Raw genomic sequence first — 22053 nt, forward strand, 5'->3', positions numbered from 1 at the left:
GATGACCGCCAGATCAGGCGGCCATCCACTATAACATTGAGCTCAGTTAGTTATTTTGCCGCCATTTCTACGATTTCGTTCGTATAAGCCTCATCTACCTTAACCGGTTCTTTAATGACACCAAATTTAAGCGAAATATCAGCGGTTTGCTGGAACGCCGCCGCATCGGTATATCCCATCTTGGCACTGTCAAAGCCTTCAGGCAGAATCAGCTTGGCAACCTCAGTCATCATTGTCAGCTGATGTTCCTTCGTCGTACTGCCGTCTTCCGCTTGCTTCATCACACTGTCCACGGCAGCCGCAGGATCAGTAATTGCATCTTTCCAGCCCTTCAGGGAGGCACGCACAAACTTTGCTGCAGTCTCTTTATTCTCCGCAAGCCATTCCTTATTCGCGAACAAGTTATCCTCAAGCATCGCAACGCCTTCTGTATTCATGTCGATGACATTTAGATCCTCAGCCTTAATGCCTGACTCCAGCACTACTTGGTACTCGTTGTAAGTCATTGCTGAGGCCGCATCGATCTGATCGCCCAAGAACTGATCCATCGTGAACCCTTGCTTCGTAAAGCTTAGGTCCTTATTCGGATCGAACTTATATTTATCGAATAACGCTAATAGTTCAAATTCGTTGCCACCCATCCAGTTGCCGACTTTTTTACCCTTAAGATCAGCGGCTGAGTTAATGCCAGCAGTTTTTTTGGAGACCAGGACCAATCCGCTCTTTTGATAGATTTGCGCAATCTGCACCAGCGGCATTCCCTCTTCAAGACTCGGCAGCAAGCTGGCTACCCAACCCACACCGATATCTGCGGAGCCACCTGCCACTTGCTGTTCCGGAACGATATCAGGCCCACCCGGCAGAATTTCTACATCCAAGCCTTCTTCCTTGTAATATCCTTTATCCTGCGCCACAAAATACCCAGCGAATTGCGCCTGCGGCACCCATTTCAGCTGTAGCTTCACTGTAACTGGATCAGCAGCCGGTTCAGTAGCAGCACTTGCTTCAGGAGCTGCTGAAGCTTCAGGGGCAGTCGTAGCTTCAGCTGCCGAGTTATTATTGTTGCCACCGCAACCCGCCATTAAAGAAACACTCAACATCATCACGATTGCCAACAAACCACCACGAAATTTGCGTTTTTTCCCGTTCATCAATCGAACTCCCCCTATCGTAATTTAAGTTTGTAACAAGCACAGTATGGACAATCATCGTGGTGCGTTTATGCATACAGCCGTGGGCGGTTTCTCTTTTCCATTCCCACTATGGCCGGATGTAATGAGGGTAAGATTAAGTACGCTGCGAAGGATGCCACTTAATGAATACTTTCTCCAGCCGCTCAACCACTAAATAGAAGAGCACGCCTGCAATCGCAGCCAACACAATACAGGACCAACCCAGTGGCATTTTGGCAACTTTAATGGAATTGGAGAGCAGATATCCAAGCCCTTTTGAGGAGAAAAAGAATTCCCCAACAATGGCACCAATCATACTGGCAGTAGCATTAATCTTGAGTGCTGTAAATACATAGGGCAGACTGCTCTGAATCCGCAGATAACGGAATACCGCCGGTTTACCCGCCGCATAAGAATGCATCAGATCCAGCGCCAATGGATCAATCGCCGCCATACCTTTATAGGCGTTGATCGCCATCGCTGCCATTGTAGTTGCGGTTACTATGGCAATTCGTGAGCCTATCCCATCTCCAAACCACAGATTCATGATGGGCGCGAGGGCAACGATAGGCACAGCATTTAGAGCGGCAACCAGCGTCAAGCTTCCACTCCCCCAGCGCGGCCAAGCTGTCGCGACTAAAGCGATCAGGAAGCCGATAGCAGAACCAACCAACATTCCCAGCACAGCTTCAGCAAGAGTGTATCCGGTATAGGACAGCAACAAGCTGAAATTATCTCGCATGGTTTCGGCGATGGCTGTAGGCAGCGGGAGTTGATATTTTTTCAGATCAAAGATCTTATGGAAAAATTGAAATTCCCATAGTGCAAGAAATAACAGACCTGCCAGTACTGGCAGCAGCACCCCTGCGCTAAATATCCTATTCAGCATTCGTGAGCCGCCTCGACTCGCCGTAGCTTCCGCAGGTTTCGGAACGGCTACAGCATTCTTTGGTGTAGCCGTTAGCGCCGGCTGAGCCATTTCTTTACCAGTAGAGCCTATAAACGTGGTCTCCCGAACGGAGTTAGTTTCCATTAGCGGCTGCCTCCTTTCGGACGATATTCAGGCTGCCAAGGCGTTACCAGGCGTTCTATCAGACTGATTAACCAGTAGCTTACGATTCCCAGCAAGGCACCCACAATCACCGTAGACCAGAACATATAGGTGTGAGAGCTTCCATAATAGAGATTGCGCAGCATAATTACACCAATGCCATGCTGGGCACCCATAAGCTCCACCAGAATAGCTCCAGTCACAGCAAGTGGGGCAGCTATCTTAAGCCCACCGAACAAACCCGGCAAAGCCGCCGGGAATCTGAGTTTCCAATAGACCGCCCAAGGTTTCGCCGCGTAAGAATGCATCAATTCGAGCGCTGATGGATCTACACTCCGCAAGCCGCGCAGCATGTTCAGAGCCACGGGGAAAAAGGTGATATACCCCGAAATAATAATCCGCGAGGTCTGCTCATCGCGCACAATCCCGTAGATGATGGGTGCCAACCCCAGAATCGGAATCATCTGCGAGGCAATAGCATAAGGAAAAGTTAATTGCTCTATTGTCTTCGACAAACTCATCAGCACCGCCAATGAGGCACCAGCTACCGCTCCAATCAGGAAGCCAACACCAGCATTACCGAAGGTCGCAGCCCCTTCCTTCAAGAGCGTGCCTCCATACTGCCATAAGGTAGCTAACACCTCATGAACATATGGCAGCTTGGACTGTGCTAACGGCGTCTCCACCACATGGAGCAGCATCCAGGAAGTCCCTTCCCAGACTAGCAGCAGGCCAATATTCCAGACGAACAACGGCAGCAGACGACCTCGCACAAAGATACTGCCCCCTTTCATCACTACACCCCTTCGAAGCTGTCGCGAATACGTGCGATCAGTTCGAAAAACTCTGGGCTATTTCTCATTTCCGCCGTTCGCGGACGTGGCAGAGGAATTTCGACCACAGCGGACAAGCGACCTGGATGCGGGGAAAGAACAAACACCCGGTCAGAGAGGAATATAGATTCAGGAATACTATGAGTTACAAAAACAATTGTGTTCTGCACTTTACTCCAGACAGACAATAACTCTTCATTCAATCGCTCACGCGTAAATTCATCCAGTGCAGAGAACGGCTCATCCATGAGCAGAATTTCCGGCTCCATCGATAGTGCTCTAGCAATCGCTACACGCTGCTGCATCCCGCCGCTGAGCTGCCACGGATATTTATCCGCAAAGCTCTGCAGCCCCACCAGATCAAGAAGCTCCATCGCCTTTTCCTCACGGATTGACTTCTTTACCCCCATCAGCTCCAGTGGCAATGTGATGTTATGCTTCACTTTCCGCCAGTCGTATAACACTGGACTTTGAAAAACAATGCCATATTTTTGCGCCAGCCTGGCTTCTCTGGCACTTTTCCCAGCTACCACAATGTTCCCGCCTGTTGGTGCTATGAGATCGGCCATCAGTCTAAGCAGCGTCGTTTTGCCACATCCGGAAGGTCCGAGCAGGGAGACGAACTCCCCTTTTGCAATATCAAGACTCACCTGATGCAGGGCAAGCACTTCCGCAGCTTCTGTCCGATAACGCATTTCAACATTCTCCAGCTGAATCTCAGGAATATTTGTCGCTAGTGATGACATCCTCAGCCCCCCTTTTCAAAATAAGCCATGTTTATAATGTTATATAAACTGACGCTATTCAGATAAAATAAAGAAAACTTCTATTGCATGTAGTATTAACTAACATGTTACACGCTGCTCACTGGACTCTCACTAGACAATTAGTAAAATAGCTCCTGTTAAATTGCGTCATTTTGTCAAGGAGACATTTTTTTGACCACAAACCCGAAGTATTTTTTTATATCCGCGAATATGTGGTAATATTTATCCATATCTTTCCTCGGTAGGTGACAATAGACCCATGGGATCTATAATCTCGAATTATATTGTAATTGTTGCTATATCAGGTGTGCTGAGTGTCTTACTAGCCCTTTTCGCCTATTATAAAAAAACTGATTTCTTAGGAATCAGGGCTTTTGTTATAAGCTCCTTTACCTCTGCTATTTACACCTTCGGTTTCGCATTAGAATTATCGGGGAAAACTCTGGAGGAAATCAGCTTCTGGATTAAGTTAGAATATCTGGGGATGCCCTTTATTGCGCCGGCTAGTCTAATCATGGTGATCCATTTCGTTGGGCTGGAGACGCTGTTTAAAAAAGGCATACGGGCGGCGTTATTTATCATTCCATTCATTACAACGCTGCTGGTCTGGACCAATGATTACCATCATCTCTTCTATAAATCCATTTATTTACGGGAAAATACGCCCACCCCACTCGTTGATGTTGTGATGGGACCTTGGTATATCGTTCACGGCAGCTTTACTTTCGGCTGTCTGCTGGCAGCCATTTGCCTCATGATATGGCAGTGGAACCGGATGAAAAGGGTATACCGCAGGCAGATCATCACAATAATAATCGGGTTAAGCCTTCCAACCCTCGGCGCTTTTTTGTATCTGATAGGCTTGACTCCTTACGGAATGGATCCCGTCCCGATCATTATGAGCCTAACCTCCTCCCTATATATTTGGGCTATTTTATCCCGGGGCATGTTAACGGCTGCACCTATTGCTCGTGAGAATCTGTTCGAGAGCATGCGGGAGGGAGTGCTTGTCACCGACCGCTCGGACATGCTCGTCGATTACAATCGTGCAGCCGCGAATATGATAGAGGGGCTCAACTCCTCATCGATTGGCAAACCGCTAGCACAATTGTTTCTTAACGCAGGCAAAGATGCCTTGTCCTATGTGATGGATGCCGAGCCACTGTTGCGCGAAGAACGGGAAGTGGCTTGGAACAAAGCAGAGGAGATCTGCTATTATCAAATCCGCTCCTCTCCGGTACAGAAACAAGAGGGGCACATAGCAGGACAGATGATCATGCTGATTGACGTGACTGAACGAATACTGCTTCAGGAGAAGCTGCGTCAATTGGCTACGATGGACAGCCTAACGGGTATCTATAACCGCTCCTATTTTTTGGAGCTGAGTCAAGCATTGCTTGCCCGGGCTGCCAGCCTGCGAAGCTCATTATCTATGATTTTGCTGGATGTGGACTTCTTCAAGAGCATTAATGACCGCTATGGGCATCAATATGGAGATCAAGCTCTACAGCATATTGTCCAGGTGTGCAGCAGACATCTGCGGGAGGGAGATCTCTTTGGCCGTTATGGTGGTGAGGAATTTGTGATCTGTCTGCCAGAGACGTCACTGAAGCAAGCAGCATTGATCTGCGAAACTATCCGCGCGGATATTGAACAAAGCACCTTATATACCGTCATCGGGCCCATTAATGTGACCGCAAGCTTTGGAGTTGTGGAGGCCCTAAATCCAGAGGCCACTCTAGAAGAACTGCTATCTGAAGCCGACCATGCTCTGTATAGCTCCAAACGGAATGGACGCAACGCTGTGCATCTCTCCCAAAGGTCAGAAATCATTCTTTTCAAGCCTGTTTAATGACAATCATGTCCCTTCCTGCGCATTCAACAACTGGCCTTATTTTTCATAGTCTGTTTTTAAGTTTAATAAGAGTTATCTGAAAAACTAATCAGAGTGTTGAGAGTAAAATTTGCTTGATGGGATATGGAGGCGTAAGAAATAATGAGGAACCATACAATGATGCAGTTTTTTGAATGGCATGTTGCTGCGGACGGGAAACACTGGGATCGCTTAAAAGAAACTGCACCCGCGCTAAAAGCCGTAGGCATTGATTCTGTTTGGGTACCTCCTGTGACAAAGGCCGTCTCCGCTGACGATACAGGCTATGGCGTGTATGATCTATACGATCTGGGCGAATATGACCAAAAAGGTACGGTACGCACCAAATATGGCACCAAACAAGCACTGATCAACGCAATTTCGGAATGTCAAAAGAATGGCATCGCCGTTTACGTTGATTTGGTGATGAATCATAAGGCTGGCGCGGATGAAAAGGAAGTATTCCAAGTCATCGAGGTCGACCCCAATGATCGGATGAAAGAAATTTCGAAACCTTTCGAGATTGAGGGCTGGACAAAATTCACCTTCCCTGGCCGCGGGAATGAACACTCTGCCTTTAAGTGGAATCACAATCATTTTAACGGCACTGACTTTGACGCCAAAGAAGAGCGAACCGGCGTATTCCGTATAGTAGGCGAGAATAAAGCGTGGAATCAGAATGTTGACGACGAGTTCGGAAACTATGATTATCTAATGTTCGCTAATATTGATTACAGCCATCCGGAAGTCAAAAAAGAAATGATCCAATGGGGAAAATGGCTGGTGGATACCCTCCACTGCAGCGGCTTCCGCTTGGACGCCATCAAACATATCAACCATGAGTTTGTTAAAGAATTCGCGGTAGAGATGTTTAATAAATGCGAGAAGGATTTCTATATCGTCGGTGAATTCTGGAATTCCGACTTAGAGTCCTGTCGACAATTTCTGAATACCGTCGATTATAAAATTGACCTCTTCGATGTATCCCTTCACTACAAGCTGCATTCAGCTTCTTTGGAGGGCAGAAACTATGATCTGACCAAAATTCTTGATGACACACTGGTGCAGACCCATCCCACCAATGCTGTAACCTTCGTTGACAATCATGATTCTCAGCCTCACGAAGCCCTGGAATCCTGGGTAGATGATTGGTTCAAGCAAAGTGCTTACGCGCTTATCCTGCTGCGACGGGATGGATATCCTGTGGTCTTTTACGGGGATTATTATGGGATCGAAGGACCAACACCTGTAGCAGGTAAAAAAGATGCGATTGACCCTCTGCTGTATACCCGCTATCACAAAGCTTATGGTGAACAGAAGGATTATTTCGATCATCCTAACACGATTGGCTGGACACGGCTCGGCGTGGAGGATATTGAAAACTCCGGTTGTGCGGTTGTGATCAGTAATGGTGAGAATGGCCAGAAGAGAATGTTCGTAGGAGAACATCGCGCCGGTGAAGCATGGGTGGATTTCACCCATAACCATAAAGCCACCATAACCATTGAAAAAGATGGTTGGGCGACCTTCCCGGTCAATGGCGGCAGCGTCTCCGTCTGGGCTTTGCCAGATGCAGAAGCTGACAAGAAGTAAACCTGATTAAAAAGGTGCCCAACGCCGTTTGGCGTTGGGCACCTTTTTTTAGTTATTCGTTTTATGCTCCGGATGGCGGGATACAAGCCTCACCAGATCCAGCGTTAAGACGGGTAATGTTAGGGACGCTGGATAAGCTAAGTAACGCGGCTCCCACTCTGGATTGAACTTTTCCTTGTAACGACGCAATCTGGCAAAACCGTAACCATGCCCATGCCCACCTCTATTAAACACTTGATGAGCCAGCTTCTCCTCCTTCAGAGCTCCGGGGTCCTGACCCCCACTGGATGATAGAGGAGTGTTGCCTAGATTAAATCGCCGATACCCCTTGGACTTCGCCCATTCCAGCATACAAACCAATAAATAATCTACCGTCCCGTTTGGCACATTCTTCCGCTGGCGCAACAAATCTACGGACAGGGTCAATCCTTGATCATACCCTGGGGCAATAGAAGCAAATGCCAGTATTGTACCTTTGGTGTTCCGCAGCACCACAATGGGAGCCCGTTGCAGATACTCGACCTTAAACCACCCTAACGAATAACCCTTTTCCGCTCGGCCATTCAACCACTCGTCCGAAATCGTTCGCAGATCTCTCAGCAAACTATCAGCATGCGGCGCTTCTGTAATTTCAACAATCATGCCTTCCCGTTCAAAACGATCGCTTACCCTTTGCAGATCACCATTCTTCAGATCACTGAGTGCAAAGTTATCAAGGCTTATCACTGCCTCTTCACCCAGCTTAAAAAAGCGATAGCCCTGCTCCTGATAGACCGATAAAAAAGCAGGTGAAGCTTGATAGAAAACTACAACCAGACCATACTGATCTGCAGCTTGTCTAAATTCACTGATGGCTTCACTTATTAAGCTGCTCTCTCCCAGCGGATCACCCAGCACAACGAGTTTATCCCTAACTCTGGCGAAAGCGAGCAGCACTTTATCGTTCTGAGCCCAGAAGAAGCCCTTATCACCCAAAAACAACGTATGAGTTAAGGTATTGCCTCGAACTCCATCTAGAAAATGTTTCAGCTTAGCTACATCCAAGGTCCCGAACAGCTCGTTCTCCTTATGATGGGGCCTGAGGTTTACCCACATTATGAGCAGTACCCAAGACAAGACCAATCCTCCCACTGCCGTAAATGCAACATGACTATATCGCTGCAACCATTCAGGCTGTACACCCGGAGGCAGATGCTTCAGAAATCCACGATGTACATAACAGCCCATCAGATAGTAGCTTAGTGCAATTACTGAAGTGAGGGCAAACCACCGGATCGCGCTCTGTCTGCTGATTGGCGCACTAATCCGATAAAACCGCGATCTGGATATCCAAAGAATAAGCGCTACTATAAGTAGCAAAAGCGCCTCTTCATAATCAAAACCCTTAGTGACTGCAAACAATGATCCAATAAACAGAAGTATGCTAGTCCATACATATGCACTATGGACCCGCAATGTAATGCCCCGCGACAATAAAATCAGCATAAAACCAATAAGGACAGACAGATGATGAGAAAGCTGCATTACGGGAAACGGCAATATTTCCTCCGTAATCTTCAACCTATACAGCAATCCGGGTACTGCTGCAGATAGTAAGAGAATAAGCCCGCTAGCTAGTACCAGCTTGCCAAGAGCCCACATCCCAAGATCGCTCAGAAAGGTATACTGACCCGGCCAGCCCCAGATCTTCTGCCATTTGTTAAGAGAGGGTTCGAACCCTGGAACTGAACGATCTTGATCCTTTTTTCCTTGCAGACCAATTTCCAGTGCAGCCAGCACCAATCCAATCAACCAAGGAATGACATAATAAAACAATCGAAAGATGACAAGCACCGCCATCGCCTTATCGGTCTGGTAGCCAAGCTGTGTCAGCCCGAGCAAGGCGATAAGGTCAAATGCACCGATACCGCCGGGTGCCATACTCAAGATTCCGGCAATAGCAGCAATCGTAAATATACCAAAGATAGCTATAAAATGGACCTCATCCAAGAGATGGCTGCTGATGGTCCAAAACGTCACGCCAGCAAAGCTCCATTCCAGAAAGGAAGCACCGACGGAGTTAACGACTGTAAGCCATGGTGTTCTGCCTTTTCCCCGGTTAATCCATTTCGCATAAAGCGATGAGCGCTGCACAAACACAAAAACCGGCAAATAAAGCGCCATACCCCATACTGCAAATACCAGCCAGCGATGTTCTTCCAGCAAAGCCGTTGCCGGAAGTAAACCAAAGATATTCGCCCATGAAAGTAGTGATAACCCGGTAATCATAAGCGGCGATAGAAATACAATGGCGGGTGTTAGTACGGAGGTCGGCACTCCGCTTTTTTTATACAGCAGCGTCCTTAAACCAACTCCAGCCAGACCTGCAAACCCAATCAAGTTATTAAATGTATTAGCAATCCATGCATACCGAAAGGTACTCCACAGCCCTACTTTTAAACGAAAATGGGCCCGAATCAAATAATCATAAGCACTCATCACAGCTACGGAAAGAAGTGCAAAACCAATCATTTGCAAAATAGCAGACGTAGGTACTCGCCTTAGTTCACGCATTATAAGTCCTAAATGAACCTGCTTCAGCTCATGTTGCCCCTCCCAGTATACGAACGCTATGATAGCCACTGGAAAAAGAGCTCTGACCGCCCGGATCCGATAGATAGATAAGATCAGTCTTACAATTTTGAATCTTTCTAATGTCTGTTGCTTTGAATGCATGAGCCCACCTGCCTTTACCGCTGACACACGTTGTGCTAGACAATTTTTACAACTAGTCCATTATAGCAATTCTTGGAATAGAAGACCCGTGATAATCAACACCTACTCTATTAGACTGCCAGCAAATCCCTAACCCCTGCAACAGTTAAAGATTTTTTGGGAAATGAGGATAAGCATAGTTAATATATTACGAAGCTGGACAGATCAATATGACGGAACTTTATTTTAGGGGTATCTTTCTAGTATTGGCCAACAATGTGATAAAAGAACATTTAAATTGTAGTCTAAACTTAAAAATACATAACAAAAAGGACATCCCTCACGGCAAAGGATGCCCTTTTTGTTATGTAACACGACTTAGTATGGTTTATACACGAATATCAAATCTGCCTTGGCTATTCGTTGTTGCGGTAGCGATTTCTTGCGGGCTTGCCGCAGCAAGCGCGTTGTTTGCAGGTTTGGCAGGTGCTTCTGCACTACTGCTTGCAGCGGAAGCACTGCTCTGCGACTTCTGGGAAATTTGTGCCTCGATTTGCTTGATCTGCTGCTCAATTTGTTTCGTTTTCGTTTCTTTGGTCTTCGCGTCATCCGAGCTGGCATCAATCTTGTCCAATTCGGCTTCCAGCTTCGCTTTTTGTTTCTCGAGCGCGCTGGTATCTGTAGTACTAGACGTCGAGGTAGTATACGATGTAGAACCTGAGACTGCGGATATACTCATAATCATCCCTCCCTTCCTTACCTCCAATATAATCCTTTTGCAGATAAGGAACGTTAAAACCCGCTGAAAGTTTGCTGAAAGTATTGCTCTCTTTCAAGGTTATAAGGATAAACTGTTAGGAATTGGAATTCACCCGTCTGACCAACAGAAAATAAGACAGAATAGAGAGAACACCCGTACAGGCAATCACAATTGCCATCGGAAGGGCTGAGTCTACGCCCCCAAGACCCACAAGCGGTGCTACACAGCTACCAAGCAGCAACGGTAACAGTCCGATTAAAGCCGAAGCACTGCCTGCGGCCTCTCCTTGGTCCTGCATCGCAAGTGAGAAGCTGGTCGCTCCGACAATCCCCACACTGGAGACAACGGCGAACAGACAGATTAGAATAGGGATCAGCCCTCCCCCTACCAGGATCGTAAGCAGCAGCAAGACGCCCCCCGTTGTACAGAGCAGCAACCCGCTAAGCAGTAGCTTCGTCTCACTCACCTTACCAGCTAGTCTGCCGGCGATTTGACCTGTAATAATAATCCCAATCCCGTTCACAGCAAAGATCAAACTGTATACCTGCGGAGTAACTGCAAAAATATTTTGCAAAACAAAAGATGACCCTGAGATATAAGCGAACATAGACGCTGTAACAAAACCTTGGGACAAGGCATAACCCATAAACTTGCGGTTGCCAAGTAACACCTTAAAGGTAAGCAGAGTACCCTTCAACCCACTCTTGGAGCGCCGCTCCTTCGGCAATGTCTCAGGCAAGCGCAGGAGAATCGTCAAGCAGAAGATAATTCCGGCAGCAAATAATACGAGGAATATCCCCTGCCATGTAGTCACTCTTAAGAGCTGGCCTCCAATGACTGGAGCCAAAATCGGACCCAGACCATTAACAATCATCAATAAAGAGAAAAATTTCGTTAGTTCAGAGCCACTGTACAGATCACGCACAGCCGCCCTAGAGACAACTACACCCACTGAACCAGCAAGACCTTGAATAAACCGCAAAACAATTAAAAGTCCAATCGAAGGACTAAAAGCACATAGCACTGAGGAAACGGCATAGATGAACATCCCTATAAGCAGTGGACGGCGACGTCCATATACATCACTCAGTGGTCCAGCTACTAACTGACCTGAGGCCAGTCCCAATAAAAAGAAGGTGAGACTTAGCTGCACCAAAGCAGCCGTCGTACCGAAATCGTCGACAAGTGTAGGCAGCGCCGGCAAATACATATCAATCGATAACGGCCCAATGGTTGTAATGGAGCCCAGAATAACAGCAAGTTGCAATCTCTGCTTCCTTGAGGGTCCATCTGCAGCAAGTTTATTAGCATTTTGCATTCCAATCATGATCCTTACGTCAACCTTTCTAAAGCAACCCGGGGGCCTTTTTTTGTATTCTTCATACTAACGTAAAGGAACTCAAATGATCAATCCTTTTATAAGGCCTCATTCGGGGCTAATAACTTAAAAATAACCGCCAAAAGGCGGTTATCCTAATTGTTTTATGCATTTTGAGATGTACTAAACCCCTGTAGCCAATCTTTGGCGGCTTCGGCTTCCGCCATACTCAAGCGGTGACCTTGGTTGCCCCAATGGGTTGTAACCTCAGCGCCTGCTTTCTGCAGAATCCCCTCTAGCTCCTGAGTTTCCGTAGATGTTATTAGCGGATCATTCGTACCTGCCCCAATAAAGATAGACACACCTTCAAGAGAAGGAAGCTCCACATTGCGTAATGGCACCATCGGATGCAACAGCACTGCCGCGCGGAAAATGTCCTTATAATGAAACAGAAGGCTACCAGCAATGTTTGCACCGTTAGAGTAACCAACCGCTACCAGATTGTTGGCATCAAACCCGTATTTCTCTGCCGCTTCATCCAGAAATCGCTTAATCTCATGGGTACGGAAAACTAAGTCCGCTTCATCGAACACTCCTTCTGCCAGCCGACGGAAGAATCGTGGCATGCCATTCTCCAGCACATTGCCCCGTATACCTAGCACCGATGAATCTGGGGATAACATCTCAGCCAGCGGCAGCAAATCCTGCTCATTACCACCTGTACCATGAAACAACACTAACGTAGGTTTAGTTATATCTTTACCTTTACGGAATACATGAATCATCCCTGCTTCACCTCAATTTCTCTTACTTGAATAGGCGTTAAGTTTTCTTCGATGGCCGCGCGATGCGGCTCAAACCAGGACGGCAGCATCAACTTTTCACCCAACGCATCTGGGGCTTCATCACGGGCAAAACCTGGAGGATCTGTAGCGATCTCGAACAGGATTCCTCCTCTTTCACGGAAATAGATCGCATTAAAATACTGACGGTCTTGAACGGGTGTAGGTCTATGCCCATGACTCTGTACATGGCGCGACCATTCCAGTTGCTCTGCATCATCCTTTGCCCGCCACGCGATGTGATGAACTGTCCCTGCACCTCCCGCTCCGAGCGGAACGGGTGATGTCTTCAAATCAATAATATTACCTAGCTCCCCATTGGTTCTATAGCGAGTATATCCATCTCCGTCAGCAATATGTTCCATACCCAGCGTATGAACAAGTGTCTCGGCTGTTTGCAACGGATTGCTGCTATATAGCACGGCCCCGCCAAAACCTTTGATCGCGTATTTAGTAGGAATCCCACCAAAGGACCACTTACTGAGCGGGCCTTCCTCACGTTCCACCAGTTCAATCCGCAGACCGTCGTAATCAGCAAAAGATAAATAGGGTTCCGAGATCCGACTTCCTTTTGTAACCGAAATTCCGTATTCAGCAAGGCGTTGTTCCCAGAATTGCAGAGCACCGACCGGCACTGCGTAGATCGTTACGCCAACTTGACCACTGCCGATTCTGCCTCTACGCCCTACAGGTGAAGGGAAAAATGTAATAATCGTTCCCGGCGCACCCTGCTCATTCCCAAAGTATAAATGATAGACCTCTGGAGCATCAAAATTAATCGTTTTTTTCACGAGCCGTAGGCCCAGAATCCCGGCGTAGAAATCAACATTGCGCTGAGCGTCTCCGACAAAAGCTGTAATATGATGTATTCCTGCAGTTTGAAGTGTCATTATTATAAACTCCCTTCTTAGTTAAAAAACAATGCATCTAGAGAAATCGAACCTGGTCCCGTAAGCGCCACACCTACCGCAAATACCAAAACCGTGAGCGGAAACTCAATCCCGTTCGAAGTGGACCAGAAACCATTTGGAGCATGAACCTTAACGATTGCCCCCAGCATCGTGGCAGCGATTAACACCGCTGCAACAGGCGTTAACAGTCCTGCCGCGAACATAAATCCGCCCACCAGCTCCATAATCCCTGCTAAAATCGCCATAGTCACACCCGGTTTGATTCCGATGGACTCCATCCAGCCTCCCGTACCCTTCGGACCGTATCCTCCGAACCATCCAAATAGCTTTTGTGCGCCATGTCCTATAAAAGCAAGCCCAATCACCAATCTCATTAATAACAGTCCTACACTTATCATTTTTACCTTCCCCTATTCCTTTGATTTAATTATCTTAATGTTAAGATATTGGGTAAAAAAGAGCGCCCGGCGAACCGGAATAACCTATGGGCTGCTCTCCTCTTCCCTCTTCTATCTACAACTCGGAGGCGTTAAACGTATCGCCGCCCTTAATCGTAGCCGAGTTAAAACCTTTGTAGAACCAGCGCTTTCTCTGCTCTGAGGTACCGTGAGTGAAACTATCCGGCACTGCATAGCCCTGAGCTTGCTTCTGAATCGTATCATCGCCGACGGCGCTTGCAGCTGCCAGAGCTTCCTCTAAGTCGCCTTCCTCCAGCAGATTCATACCCTGAGCATGATTGGCCCAGACACCGGCGAAATAATCAGCCTGCAGCTCAAAACGAACCTGATATTTGTTGTACTCCTTCTCACTCAACGTCTGGCGAAGGGAATCGAGCTGTTTCGAGGTGCCTAGTAATGTCTGTACATGATGTCCAACCTCATGGGCAATGACATAAGCCATGGCGAAGTCGCCCGGCGCGTGGAAGCGTTGCTGCAACTCATCATAAAAGCTCAGATCAATATACAGTTTGGCGTCACCCGGACAGTAGAAGGGACCAACTGCCGAGGTGGCTGTTCCGCAAGCAGAGTCTACACTCCCACTGTATAGCACTAAGGTGGGGTCCGTATAGGTCATTCCCTGCTGCTGAAAAATCTCACCCCAAACCTCCTCTGTGTCGGCAAGAACTACCGATACAAACTCCGCAAGCTCTTGCTCCTCTGCGGTCTGTTCATAAGGGGCCGTTGAACTGGAGCCTGTGGAAGTCAAACTTCCCAGGATATCCCCGGCATTGCCTCCACTGAGTAACGTGATGACCAGGACAAGGATAATTCCTCCGATCCCGCCACCAATCATCTTGCCGCCGCCGCTCATGCCTCTGCGGTCCTCCACGTTCGAACTCCCTCTTCTTCCCTGCCATTTCATGGCCAAGCCCCCAGTCGAAATATCAGGTAATCTTAAGTAAATGGCTACCTGGCTTCGTTAAGTTAAATATCTTATTAGTGATATACCCAAAAAAGCAGGGTTTCACTTATACTTACTGGAGTTGGGAGAATGAGGATGGAGCCGAACTACTTCCAACCTTATAGAAGCGCCTAGTTATTCGTCATGTTCGCAGCGCCTATACACCTTTGCCAAGCTTTTTCATTAATTCGATAGCCTGGACTTTCTCTTCCTTATCTAATCCACCCATCAAATCATGAATTGAGGCTACATGACGAGGGAAAATCTCATCAAACAGTTCACGGCCTGCATCCGTAATCTCCGCATAAGTAACGCGGCGATCCTCGCTACAGGGTACACGTTTCAGCAGTCCCTTTTTCTCCAACTTGTCGATATTATAGGTAATGCTTCCGCTCGTAACGAGAATTTTCTCCCCAATCTGTTGCAGCGGAATCCGCGTTCTATGGTAAAGTACTTCAAGCACCATGAATTCAGCCGAAGCCAAGCCATAACTTTTCATATCCTTCACCGCATGATCCATTAGGCTTTTATAAGCCTTAGATAAGACTACGAACAATTTCAGTGAGGCGGCTTGTTCTTCGTCAGGTGCACTCTCTGTATTACGCAGATTTATTTGTTTATCACTCATCAATTCCACCTCCACTTCAATCAAACTTGTATTCAATCCATTTATTTGTCTTTACGTTAAGTATCTTTAATTTAAGATAACTATACGACTTCCCATCCTCCTTGTCAACCTCATCGCTAAAAAAGTCACTTCCGTCTAGAGACCGGTAAGTTTTTCTTTGACACTTTACAGGGAGTGATAAAAATCACCCCAAGTTTGACCTGACCTATAAAAGGGCGTATTCTTGTCTTTACGAATGACTCTTTAGTAAGCGATTTCAATACCCTAAAGGAGGCGACCTGATGAGTTCGTTCAATCCAACCCCTACCGAAGAAGCTATGGAGGGGCAGGCTGGAGCACGACGCGTGCTGATCGTGACAGCCGTAGACGCGGAGCGTGACGCGGTCCTGCGCGGCCTGCAAGGCAGCGACAGGTTCCATGTTATCGCTGCCGGCGCAGGGCCGGCAGCGGCGGCGGCGGGAACCGCCGCGGCACTCGCAGCCGGTTCTTACGGCTGCGTATTGAGCGTCGGGATCGGCGGCGGATTCCCGGGGCTGGCGCCTTTAGGCTCGCTGGTTGTAGCCAGCGAGATGATTGCCGCCGACCTCGGGGCCGAGACGCCGGAGGGCTTCCGCAGCGCTGCCGAGCTCGGCTTCGGCAGCGTGTCCGTGCCGGCTGACCGCGGCACGGTGCAAGCGGTTTCGGCCGCGCTGGCTGCGGCCGGGTTACCCGTAAGCACGGGCACCGTGCTTACGGTCTCGACGGCGACCGGCACCGCGGAGACGGCCGCCGCCCATCTCGCGCGGCATCCCCATGCCGTCGCGGAAGCGATGGAAGGCCACGGAGTTGCCGTGGCCGCTCAGGCGCTGGGGCTCCCGGTACTGGAGCTCCGCGCCATCTCGAACCCGGTCGGTCCCCGCGACCGGGCCGCTTGGAAGATCGGTGATGCAATGGAAGCATTAACGGCGGCAGCCGCTATATTACTGGAGGTGCTGTAATGACAACTGAGCTTAATATCGCTTTTTCCCCTTGCCCTAACGATACCTTTGTATTTCATGCCTGGGCGCACGGGCTTGTCCCGAATGCACCTAAGCTGAATGTAACCTATGCCGACATTGATATTACCAATACGCTGGCTGCTGACGGAGAAGGACCAGAAGTCCTCAAAATCTCCTACGCTGCTCTGCCTTGGGTTCTGGAGCGGTACAAACTGCTGCCATGCGGCGGTGCTTTAGGACGCGGCTGCGGCCCGCTGCTGCTTACAGCAAGTGGACCCCATGCGGTCAAACGCCCAGAAAAGCTAGCCGGACGCCGGATTGCTGTACCTAGCGAACGCTCTACGGCTTATTTGCTTTTCCGATTATGGGCAGCACAAAATGTAACTGGAGGCATCGGCGAAATAGTCGTAATGCCTTTCGATGAGATTATGCCTGCCGTACGGGATGGCCATATCGATGCAGGGCTGGTAATTCACGAAGCCCGCTTCACTTACGCCTCTTATGGTCTTAATATGCTGACTGATCTAGGCAGCTGGTGGGAAAGCGATACCGGACTGCCCATTCCTCTCGGCGCTATCATTGCCCGCCGTGATTTAGATGCCGATGCTATCACCGGCTGGATTCGCAGCTCTCTTCAGTATGCGTGGGATCATCCAACGGATTCCAGAGACTATGTGCTTAGCCATGCTCAAGAGTTGGCTCCTGAAGTGGCTAAATCCCACATCGATCTCTACGTGAATGACTTCTCGATGAATCTGGGTGATGACGGCTATGCCGCAATCTCTGCCCTGCTTAATCGTGCTGCGGCAGAAGGACTTGTGCCTGCAATCGATCCAGCACTGCTTCGTTAGCATTTACCAGATAGTTTAACAATCCCCGGCCACACCTATAAGGTGTTCTCCGGGGATTTTATTTATTCTACGTAGCCTTCCAGCCAGACATTATTTGGCTTATCGAACCAGTGATTATACAATAGACCTATAAACATGATCTATGAGGGAGGATCACATGATACCTGAAAAAAACAGCAAACAAAACATCGACCGCTTTTTGGGCTTTCAAAATGAATATGACCGCTACCGTCCCGAAGCCCCTGAGATGATTATCAAATTGCTAACAGATTACCTAGGTACCACCCCTTCACTCGTCGCAGATATAGGCTGCGGTACGGGTTTGTCTACTTTTCTCTGGAACGATGTCGCAGAACGCGTAATCGGTATCGAACCCAATCCAGATATGTTGGGAAAAGCAATCGATAAACTTAGCAGATTAGAAGCACCCCAATCAATTACTTTTGTGCAAGGCTACTCTAATCAGCTTCCGCTTGCATCAGATAGTGTAGACATAGTTACCTGCTCGCAATCATTCCACTGGATGGATCCTGAAAGTACACTGCAAGAAATCTCCCGGGTCTTAAAAAAAGGCGGAGTCTTTGCCGCCTACGATTGCGATTGGCCTTTATCTCTTCAGCAAAATGTAGAAGAACGATACAACCAGCTGATCTCCAAAACAGAAGAATTGCTGGCTTCGCTTTTACCTAATGAGGAGAGAGCACATAAATGGGACAAAGAAGGTCATTTGTCACGGATCAAAGCTAGTGGGGCCTTCTCTTTTGCCAGAGAAATCGTATTCCACAACCTAGAGTCCTGCGATGCCCAGCGATATATTGGTTTAACCCTAAGTCAAGGGGGAGTGCAAACCGTAATGAAACTAGACGCTACCTTGCTTGAGCAAGACATCGCCGATTACACCGCCGCAGTTGAACAGCATTTTAAAGGCAGAACATTAGAGGTTCTGATCAGCTACCGAATGAGAATCGGCATCAAATAATCTTCGATCACAACCAAAAAAACGCCCCGCCCCCTCATATGAGGAGTTCGGAGCGTTTTCTTCTTTTTATTTAACTTCTTCCATGAATACCCTTAGGTTCTCTACGATTTCTTTGGATTTTGAATGATGTAAGTAATGTCCGCCTTCAAATGTCATTACTTTTCCATGCACAGAATCCTTGACTTGCCCTTCATGTAGAGGAATCCAGTCTTTCACGGTAGTATTATTCGCTTGTATAAAGAAGATAATGGGTAGATTCTTGTCAAATGTTAAGCCTCTGGAGGCAACAAAGTTAGGATAAATATGTTCCATTTCATTTAAGGTAGTGGAATTGTTCATATTTTTAAGCGAAATTAATTTCATTTGTTTTTTGGTTTCATCATCAAATGGCAGTCCATCATAAGGGTCACCGCTTAATTGCAAGCCCAATCTTATAATCCCTGAATCTTTAAGCAGCTTTAATTTTTTAATTGGGAATTTAACATCCATACCGCCTTGCTCCGGAACACTACTATCAATACCCACAAAAGCACTCACTTCGTTTGGATATTTCTTCGCATATTCCAATCCGTAAATACCTCCAATCGAGTGGCCCATTAGAATGTATTGGTCAATGTTAAGATTCTGAACGGCTTCATGAATTTCACTAACGATATTCTCTGTAGTTCGTTCTTTTTTCGTTTCATCACTGAGTCCATACCCAAACGGTTCAACCGCCACCACTTTGTAGAATGGTGATAACTCATCAATCAACGGCTTGAAATCAAGCGCTGGCGCTCCTGTTCCAAAGCCTGGTATGAGCACGATCGTCTGTTTACCTTCTCCTTGAATCAAAACATTCATATTTTTCCCGTCAACAGGGACTAACTGACCATAGTGCTGTATTTTTTTCTGATCTGTTTTGTTGCTGATCACATTAACTGTATAGACAACAGCTAGAAAAAGTACGACCACGATCACTATTGCTCCTAATATTTTGAGCAACAGGTTACGCAGTTTATGTTTTTTCTGTCCATTCCCCGTTTTTTTGTCCTCTTGTTGTGTCACCCTCATCTTCTCCTGTCTTTAATCTGTTTATTAAGTTCCCTTAACGTTTCGCTAATGAGATCATAACTAACAAAGATGTACCCCTCATGACGACAATATGAACTGAAAATGAACAGGTAAAAAAAATGCTACAGCAGCACAAGACAAGAAAACTTGCCTGTACTGCTGTAGCATGAAAAATCCGGGATGCATTCAAGCCCTCGCAAGGCACCGCCTGGAAGCTAATTACTCTGTCGGCGCTATAATTGGGAGGGTGACAACGATGGTCGTTCCTTGGCCGGGTTCGCTTTCCACGCGGATATCCCCTTTATGAAGCGTTACGATCTGTTTAACAATGGCAAGTCCCATCCCGCTGCCACCATATTTACGGCTGTGGGACCGATCAGCCTTAAAGAACCGTTCAAATATACGTTGCTGATCCTCAAGTGAAATCCCGATGCCAGTGTCTGTTACCCGAACGGTCACGTTGTTGATATCTTGTTTGAGGCTGACGTTAATTACACTGTTATCCTTAGAAAACTTGATGCTGTTGCCAAGGAGATTGGTCCATACCTGACTTAACAGGTCGTAGTCAGCCAGTAGGATAATAGGCTTCAGATCAAGGTCAAAGCTGATATTACGAGCCGACCATTGCGGCTGAATCGCTACGATTACTCTTCTTATCTGTTCGTCCAGGTTAAATGTAATTAGCCGTAGCTGCTGTGACTGCGATTCTAATAAACTCAGCTTCAGCAGGCTGTCGCTCATTTTAGACATCCGCTCTGCTTCTGCGATAATAATATCAAGATAACGATTTCTCTCTTGTTCTGCAAGATCTACTCGCTTGAGCGCAATCGCATAACCAGATATTGAGGTGAGCGGAGACTGGACCTCATGCGACACATTAGATACAAACTCCTTACGCATCTGCTCAAGCTGCTGCAGATCGTGCATCATTTCTTCAAAGCTGCGAGCCAAGGTACCTAGCTCACCGGTTTGCTTAATATTCAGCTCGACGTTGAAATCACCAGCTGCTATTCGTCTAGTCGCTTTGGTTAGCTTCTTGATCGGTCTGACTAAGAACATCGCAGCTACCAGAATCAAGAGGCTTCCAGCTATCAATGAATAGAGCAAGAAATTTAATATCAAATTCCTTCTGGCAGTGACGGAAGGGGGATTAAGCGTCTCCACAAACATCGCTTTGGTGCCGTCTTCCGTTCTCAACTGCAAGCCTAGGAGAAGCGCAGAAGTATTCCTGTTATGAGGTTGATAAACTTCTCCTGCGAGAACTTTTTTTATTTCTTCCATAGTTACAGGGACCGGCTTGTGCCCATTAAGTCCGTAAGATTGGAATTTACCCGCTTCATCGAATATTCGGATATAGTAGGAATCAAGCTGCTTCATCCCACTTACGAAAGAGTTGGCTTCACGTAATGGAAAGGTTTCGTAAATTTTGACTATATCCTGTCCAAAATGCAATAAGGGAATTCGCATGTTCTCTTTCAGTTTGTCTTCAAATACCCAAGTTGCCACAAACAAAGCAATGATTGTGCCCCCGATTACGGAGGCTAGGAAGGTCAGAACAACGCGTGTATATATAGATCTGATCATTCATGCACCTCAAGCCTGTAGCCAAGTCCACGCACCGTCTCAATACGAAAATCAGGAGTAGTCGCAAACCGTTCACGCAGGCGTTTGATATGCACGTCAATCGTCCGATCATCTCCAGCATAATCAATTCCCCAAATTTGATCGATCAACTGCTCGCGCGTATATACTTGTCCAGGGGTTCCAGCAAGCTTGTACAGCAACTCGAACTCCTTAAGGGGTAAGGGAAATGACTCCGTACCTTTCATCACCTTATAGGTCTGCCGATCAAGGATGACATTGCCAATTTGGATCATCTGCGTGGAGCCAATCCGATATCGTTTCAGCAATGACCTAACACGAACCGTCAGCTCTAACGGATCGAACGGTTTAGTTAAATAATCGTCCGTGCCTAATTCGAAGCCCTTCACTTTCTCCCAGGTTTCGCCTCTGGCAGTCAATATAAGTAATGGAAGATCAGGATTAGCTCTGCGGAGCTCCTTACAAAGCATCCAACCATCCATATTTGGCATCATAATATCCAGCACGACAAGATCGACATGTGTTCCAGCATATACGGCGAGCGCTTCCTTGCCATCCACAGCTTCAACTGTTTCGAATCCGTCGTTGCGGAGAAATAAACAGACAAGTTCGCGAATGTTCGCATCGTCGTCAGCAACCAGTATAGTAGGCATTCGTTTCCTCTTTTCCTGTTGTCCATTCTTACTATTATACTATATTATACTTTCGGCTAAACTGTCTGTTGTCTTGAGACTACACGATGATCAAA

Annotated in this window: 20 protein-coding genes; 5 read left to right on the top strand and 15 right to left on the bottom strand. The window is 47.3% G+C overall.

Annotated features, from left to right (window positions below; translation table 11 throughout):
- Positions 1 to 50: 50 nt before the first annotated feature.
- The 4 genes from MKY54_RS29440 to MKY54_RS29455 all read right to left on the bottom strand — a co-directional run bounded on the left by MKY54_RS29440 (position 51) and on the right by MKY54_RS29455 (position 3802).
- On the bottom strand, positions 51 to 1151 hold the full coding sequence (locus MKY54_RS29440; protein WP_339188840.1) for an ABC transporter substrate-binding protein: 1101 nt from the start codon (positions 1149 to 1151) through the stop codon (positions 51 to 53).
- Positions 1152 to 1287: 136 nt separating this feature from the next.
- Entirely contained in the window at positions 1288 to 2205 is a 918-nt protein-coding gene (locus tag MKY54_RS29445; RefSeq protein WP_339188843.1) for an ABC transporter permease, read from the bottom strand.
- Positions 2205 to 3017 carry an ABC transporter permease gene (locus tag MKY54_RS29450; protein ID WP_339188845.1) on the bottom strand — a complete coding sequence of 271 codons (813 nt, stop codon included), beginning with the start codon at positions 3015 to 3017 and terminating at the stop codon, positions 2205 to 2207. The genes MKY54_RS29445 and MKY54_RS29450 overlap by 1 nt, the downstream gene beginning before the upstream one ends.
- Positions 3018 to 3019: 2 nt before the next feature.
- Positions 3020 to 3802: an ABC transporter ATP-binding protein gene (locus tag MKY54_RS29455; RefSeq protein ID WP_036682061.1), complete on the bottom strand. Its 783-nt coding sequence runs from the start codon at positions 3800 to 3802 to the stop codon at positions 3020 to 3022.
- 280 nt (positions 3803 to 4082) lie between these two features.
- On the opposite strand from MKY54_RS29455, the gene MKY54_RS29460 reads away from it, so the two are divergent.
- Together MKY54_RS29460 and MKY54_RS29465 are read left to right on the top strand one after the other, a co-directional pair.
- Positions 4083 to 5675 (top strand): histidine kinase N-terminal 7TM domain-containing protein, encoded by a 1593-nt coding sequence (locus MKY54_RS29460; RefSeq protein WP_339188848.1) that lies wholly within the window; start codon positions 4083 to 4085, stop codon positions 5673 to 5675.
- Positions 5676 to 5816: 141 nt separating this feature from the next.
- Positions 5817 to 7289 (top strand): alpha-amylase, encoded by a 1473-nt coding sequence (locus tag MKY54_RS29465; protein WP_076282153.1) that lies wholly within the window; start codon positions 5817 to 5819, stop codon positions 7287 to 7289.
- Positions 7290 to 7337: 48 nt separating this feature from the next.
- Here the strand turns inward: MKY54_RS29465 and mprF are convergent, their stop codons facing one another.
- From mprF to MKY54_RS29505, 8 genes are all read right to left on the bottom strand, one after another.
- On the bottom strand, positions 7338 to 10004 hold the full coding sequence (mprF, locus tag MKY54_RS29470; RefSeq protein WP_339188851.1) for a bifunctional lysylphosphatidylglycerol flippase/synthetase MprF: 2667 nt from the start codon (positions 10002 to 10004) through the stop codon (positions 7338 to 7340).
- A gap of 367 nt (positions 10005 to 10371) precedes the next feature.
- Positions 10372 to 10722, bottom strand: coding sequence for a FlxA-like family protein (locus MKY54_RS29475; RefSeq protein ID WP_076099710.1), 351 nt, complete (start codon positions 10720 to 10722; stop codon positions 10372 to 10374).
- 115 nt (positions 10723 to 10837) lie between these two features.
- Positions 10838 to 12061 carry a multidrug effflux MFS transporter gene (locus MKY54_RS29480; protein WP_339174636.1) on the bottom strand — a complete coding sequence of 408 codons (1224 nt, stop codon included), beginning with the start codon at positions 12059 to 12061 and terminating at the stop codon, positions 10838 to 10840.
- A 164-nt stretch (positions 12062 to 12225) separates the two neighbouring features.
- Entirely contained in the window at positions 12226 to 12846 is a 621-nt protein-coding gene (locus tag MKY54_RS29485; RefSeq protein ID WP_339188853.1) for an alpha/beta hydrolase, read from the bottom strand.
- Positions 12843 to 13793, bottom strand: coding sequence for a ring-cleaving dioxygenase (locus MKY54_RS29490; RefSeq protein WP_339188855.1), 951 nt, complete (start codon positions 13791 to 13793; stop codon positions 12843 to 12845). Before MKY54_RS29490 ends, MKY54_RS29485 begins: the two co-directional genes overlap by 4 nt.
- Positions 13794 to 13810: 17 nt before the next feature.
- On the bottom strand, positions 13811 to 14212 hold the full coding sequence (locus MKY54_RS29495; protein ID WP_036682076.1) for a DoxX family protein: 402 nt from the start codon (positions 14210 to 14212) through the stop codon (positions 13811 to 13813).
- A gap of 115 nt (positions 14213 to 14327) precedes the next feature.
- The gene (locus MKY54_RS29500) at positions 14328 to 15176 is read right to left on the bottom strand and encodes a neutral zinc metallopeptidase (RefSeq protein ID WP_339188857.1); all 849 of its coding nucleotides are present in this window, start codon (positions 15174 to 15176) and stop codon (positions 14328 to 14330) included.
- Positions 15177 to 15372: 196 nt separating this feature from the next.
- A complete protein-coding gene (locus tag MKY54_RS29505; protein ID WP_076124049.1) occupies positions 15373 to 15843 on the bottom strand; it encodes a MarR family transcriptional regulator in 471 nt (156 codons plus the stop codon).
- A 281-nt stretch (positions 15844 to 16124) separates the two neighbouring features.
- On the opposite strand from MKY54_RS29505, the gene MKY54_RS29510 reads away from it, so the two are divergent.
- The 3 genes from MKY54_RS29510 (at position 16125) to MKY54_RS29520 (ending at position 18650) form a co-directional block, all read left to right on the top strand.
- A complete protein-coding gene (locus MKY54_RS29510; protein WP_081383981.1) occupies positions 16125 to 16820 on the top strand; it encodes a futalosine hydrolase in 696 nt (231 codons plus the stop codon).
- Positions 16820 to 17671, top strand: coding sequence for a 1,4-dihydroxy-6-naphthoate synthase (locus MKY54_RS29515; protein WP_076297019.1), 852 nt, complete (start codon positions 16820 to 16822; stop codon positions 17669 to 17671). The genes MKY54_RS29510 and MKY54_RS29515 overlap by 1 nt, the downstream gene beginning before the upstream one ends.
- A gap of 157 nt (positions 17672 to 17828) precedes the next feature.
- Positions 17829 to 18650, top strand: a complete 822-nt coding sequence (locus MKY54_RS29520) for a class I SAM-dependent methyltransferase (RefSeq protein WP_076124053.1) — start codon at positions 17829 to 17831, stop codon at positions 18648 to 18650.
- 66 nt (positions 18651 to 18716) lie between these two features.
- Here the strand turns inward: MKY54_RS29520 and MKY54_RS29525 are convergent, their stop codons facing one another.
- The 3 genes from MKY54_RS29525 to MKY54_RS29535 form a co-directional block, all read right to left on the bottom strand.
- Complete coding sequence (locus MKY54_RS29525; RefSeq protein ID WP_076191702.1) at positions 18717 to 19697, bottom strand: alpha/beta hydrolase; 981 nt, start codon at positions 19695 to 19697, stop codon at positions 18717 to 18719.
- Between the two features lie 225 nt (positions 19698 to 19922).
- Positions 19923 to 21287: a HAMP domain-containing sensor histidine kinase gene (locus tag MKY54_RS29530; protein ID WP_339188864.1), complete on the bottom strand. Its 1365-nt coding sequence runs from the start codon at positions 21285 to 21287 to the stop codon at positions 19923 to 19925.
- Positions 21284 to 21958, bottom strand: coding sequence for a response regulator transcription factor (locus MKY54_RS29535; RefSeq protein WP_038573732.1), 675 nt, complete (start codon positions 21956 to 21958; stop codon positions 21284 to 21286). Before MKY54_RS29535 ends, MKY54_RS29530 begins: the two co-directional genes overlap by 4 nt.
- Positions 21959 to 22053: the final 95 nt, after the last annotated feature.

Source organism: Paenibacillus sp. FSL P2-0121, assembly GCF_037975345.1.
In the GTDB taxonomy this organism is placed as follows: Bacteria; Bacillota; Bacilli; order Paenibacillales; family Paenibacillaceae; genus Paenibacillus_AQ; species Paenibacillus_AQ odorifer.

Excerpts from the sequence above, each read along its gene's own strand:
- MKY54_RS29440 (WP_339188840.1), bottom strand. The coding sequence starts at position 1,151 with ATGAACGGGAAAAAACGCAAATTTCGTGGTGGTTTGTTGGCAATCGTG.
- MKY54_RS29530 (WP_339188864.1), bottom strand. The coding sequence starts at position 21,287 with ATGATCAGATCTATATATACACGCGTTGTTCTGACCTTCCTAGCCTCC.
- MKY54_RS29510 (WP_081383981.1), top strand. The coding sequence starts at position 16,125 with ATGAGTTCGTTCAATCCAACCCCTACCGAAGAAGCTATGGAGGGGCAG.
- MKY54_RS29485 (WP_339188853.1), bottom strand. The coding sequence starts at position 12,846 with ATGATTCATGTATTCCGTAAAGGTAAAGATATAACTAAACCTACGTTA.
- MKY54_RS29500 (WP_339188857.1), bottom strand. The coding sequence starts at position 15,176 with ATGAAATGGCAGGGAAGAAGAGGGAGTTCGAACGTGGAGGACCGCAGA.
- MKY54_RS29460 (WP_339188848.1), top strand. The coding sequence starts at position 4,083 with ATGGGATCTATAATCTCGAATTATATTGTAATTGTTGCTATATCAGGT.
- MKY54_RS29535 (WP_038573732.1), bottom strand. The coding sequence starts at position 21,958 with ATGCCTACTATACTGGTTGCTGACGACGATGCGAACATTCGCGAACTT.
- MKY54_RS29490 (WP_339188855.1), bottom strand. The coding sequence starts at position 13,793 with ATGACACTTCAAACTGCAGGAATACATCATATTACAGCTTTTGTCGGA.
- MKY54_RS29475 (WP_076099710.1), bottom strand. The coding sequence starts at position 10,722 with ATGAGTATATCCGCAGTCTCAGGTTCTACATCGTATACTACCTCGACG.
- MKY54_RS29480 (WP_339174636.1), bottom strand. The coding sequence starts at position 12,061 with ATGCAAAATGCTAATAAACTTGCTGCAGATGGACCCTCAAGGAAGCAG.
- MKY54_RS29505 (WP_076124049.1), bottom strand. The coding sequence starts at position 15,843 with ATGAGTGATAAACAAATAAATCTGCGTAATACAGAGAGTGCACCTGAC.
- MKY54_RS29450 (WP_339188845.1), bottom strand. The coding sequence starts at position 3,017 with ATGAAAGGGGGCAGTATCTTTGTGCGAGGTCGTCTGCTGCCGTTGTTC.
- MKY54_RS29455 (WP_036682061.1), bottom strand. The coding sequence starts at position 3,802 with ATGTCATCACTAGCGACAAATATTCCTGAGATTCAGCTGGAGAATGTT.
- MKY54_RS29515 (WP_076297019.1), top strand. The coding sequence starts at position 16,820 with ATGACAACTGAGCTTAATATCGCTTTTTCCCCTTGCCCTAACGATACC.
- mprF (WP_339188851.1), bottom strand. The coding sequence starts at position 10,004 with ATGCATTCAAAGCAACAGACATTAGAAAGATTCAAAATTGTAAGACTG.
- MKY54_RS29520 (WP_076124053.1), top strand. The coding sequence starts at position 17,829 with ATGATACCTGAAAAAAACAGCAAACAAAACATCGACCGCTTTTTGGGC.
- MKY54_RS29445 (WP_339188843.1), bottom strand. The coding sequence starts at position 2,205 with ATGGAAACTAACTCCGTTCGGGAGACCACGTTTATAGGCTCTACTGGT.
- MKY54_RS29495 (WP_036682076.1), bottom strand. The coding sequence starts at position 14,212 with ATGATAAGTGTAGGACTGTTATTAATGAGATTGGTGATTGGGCTTGCT.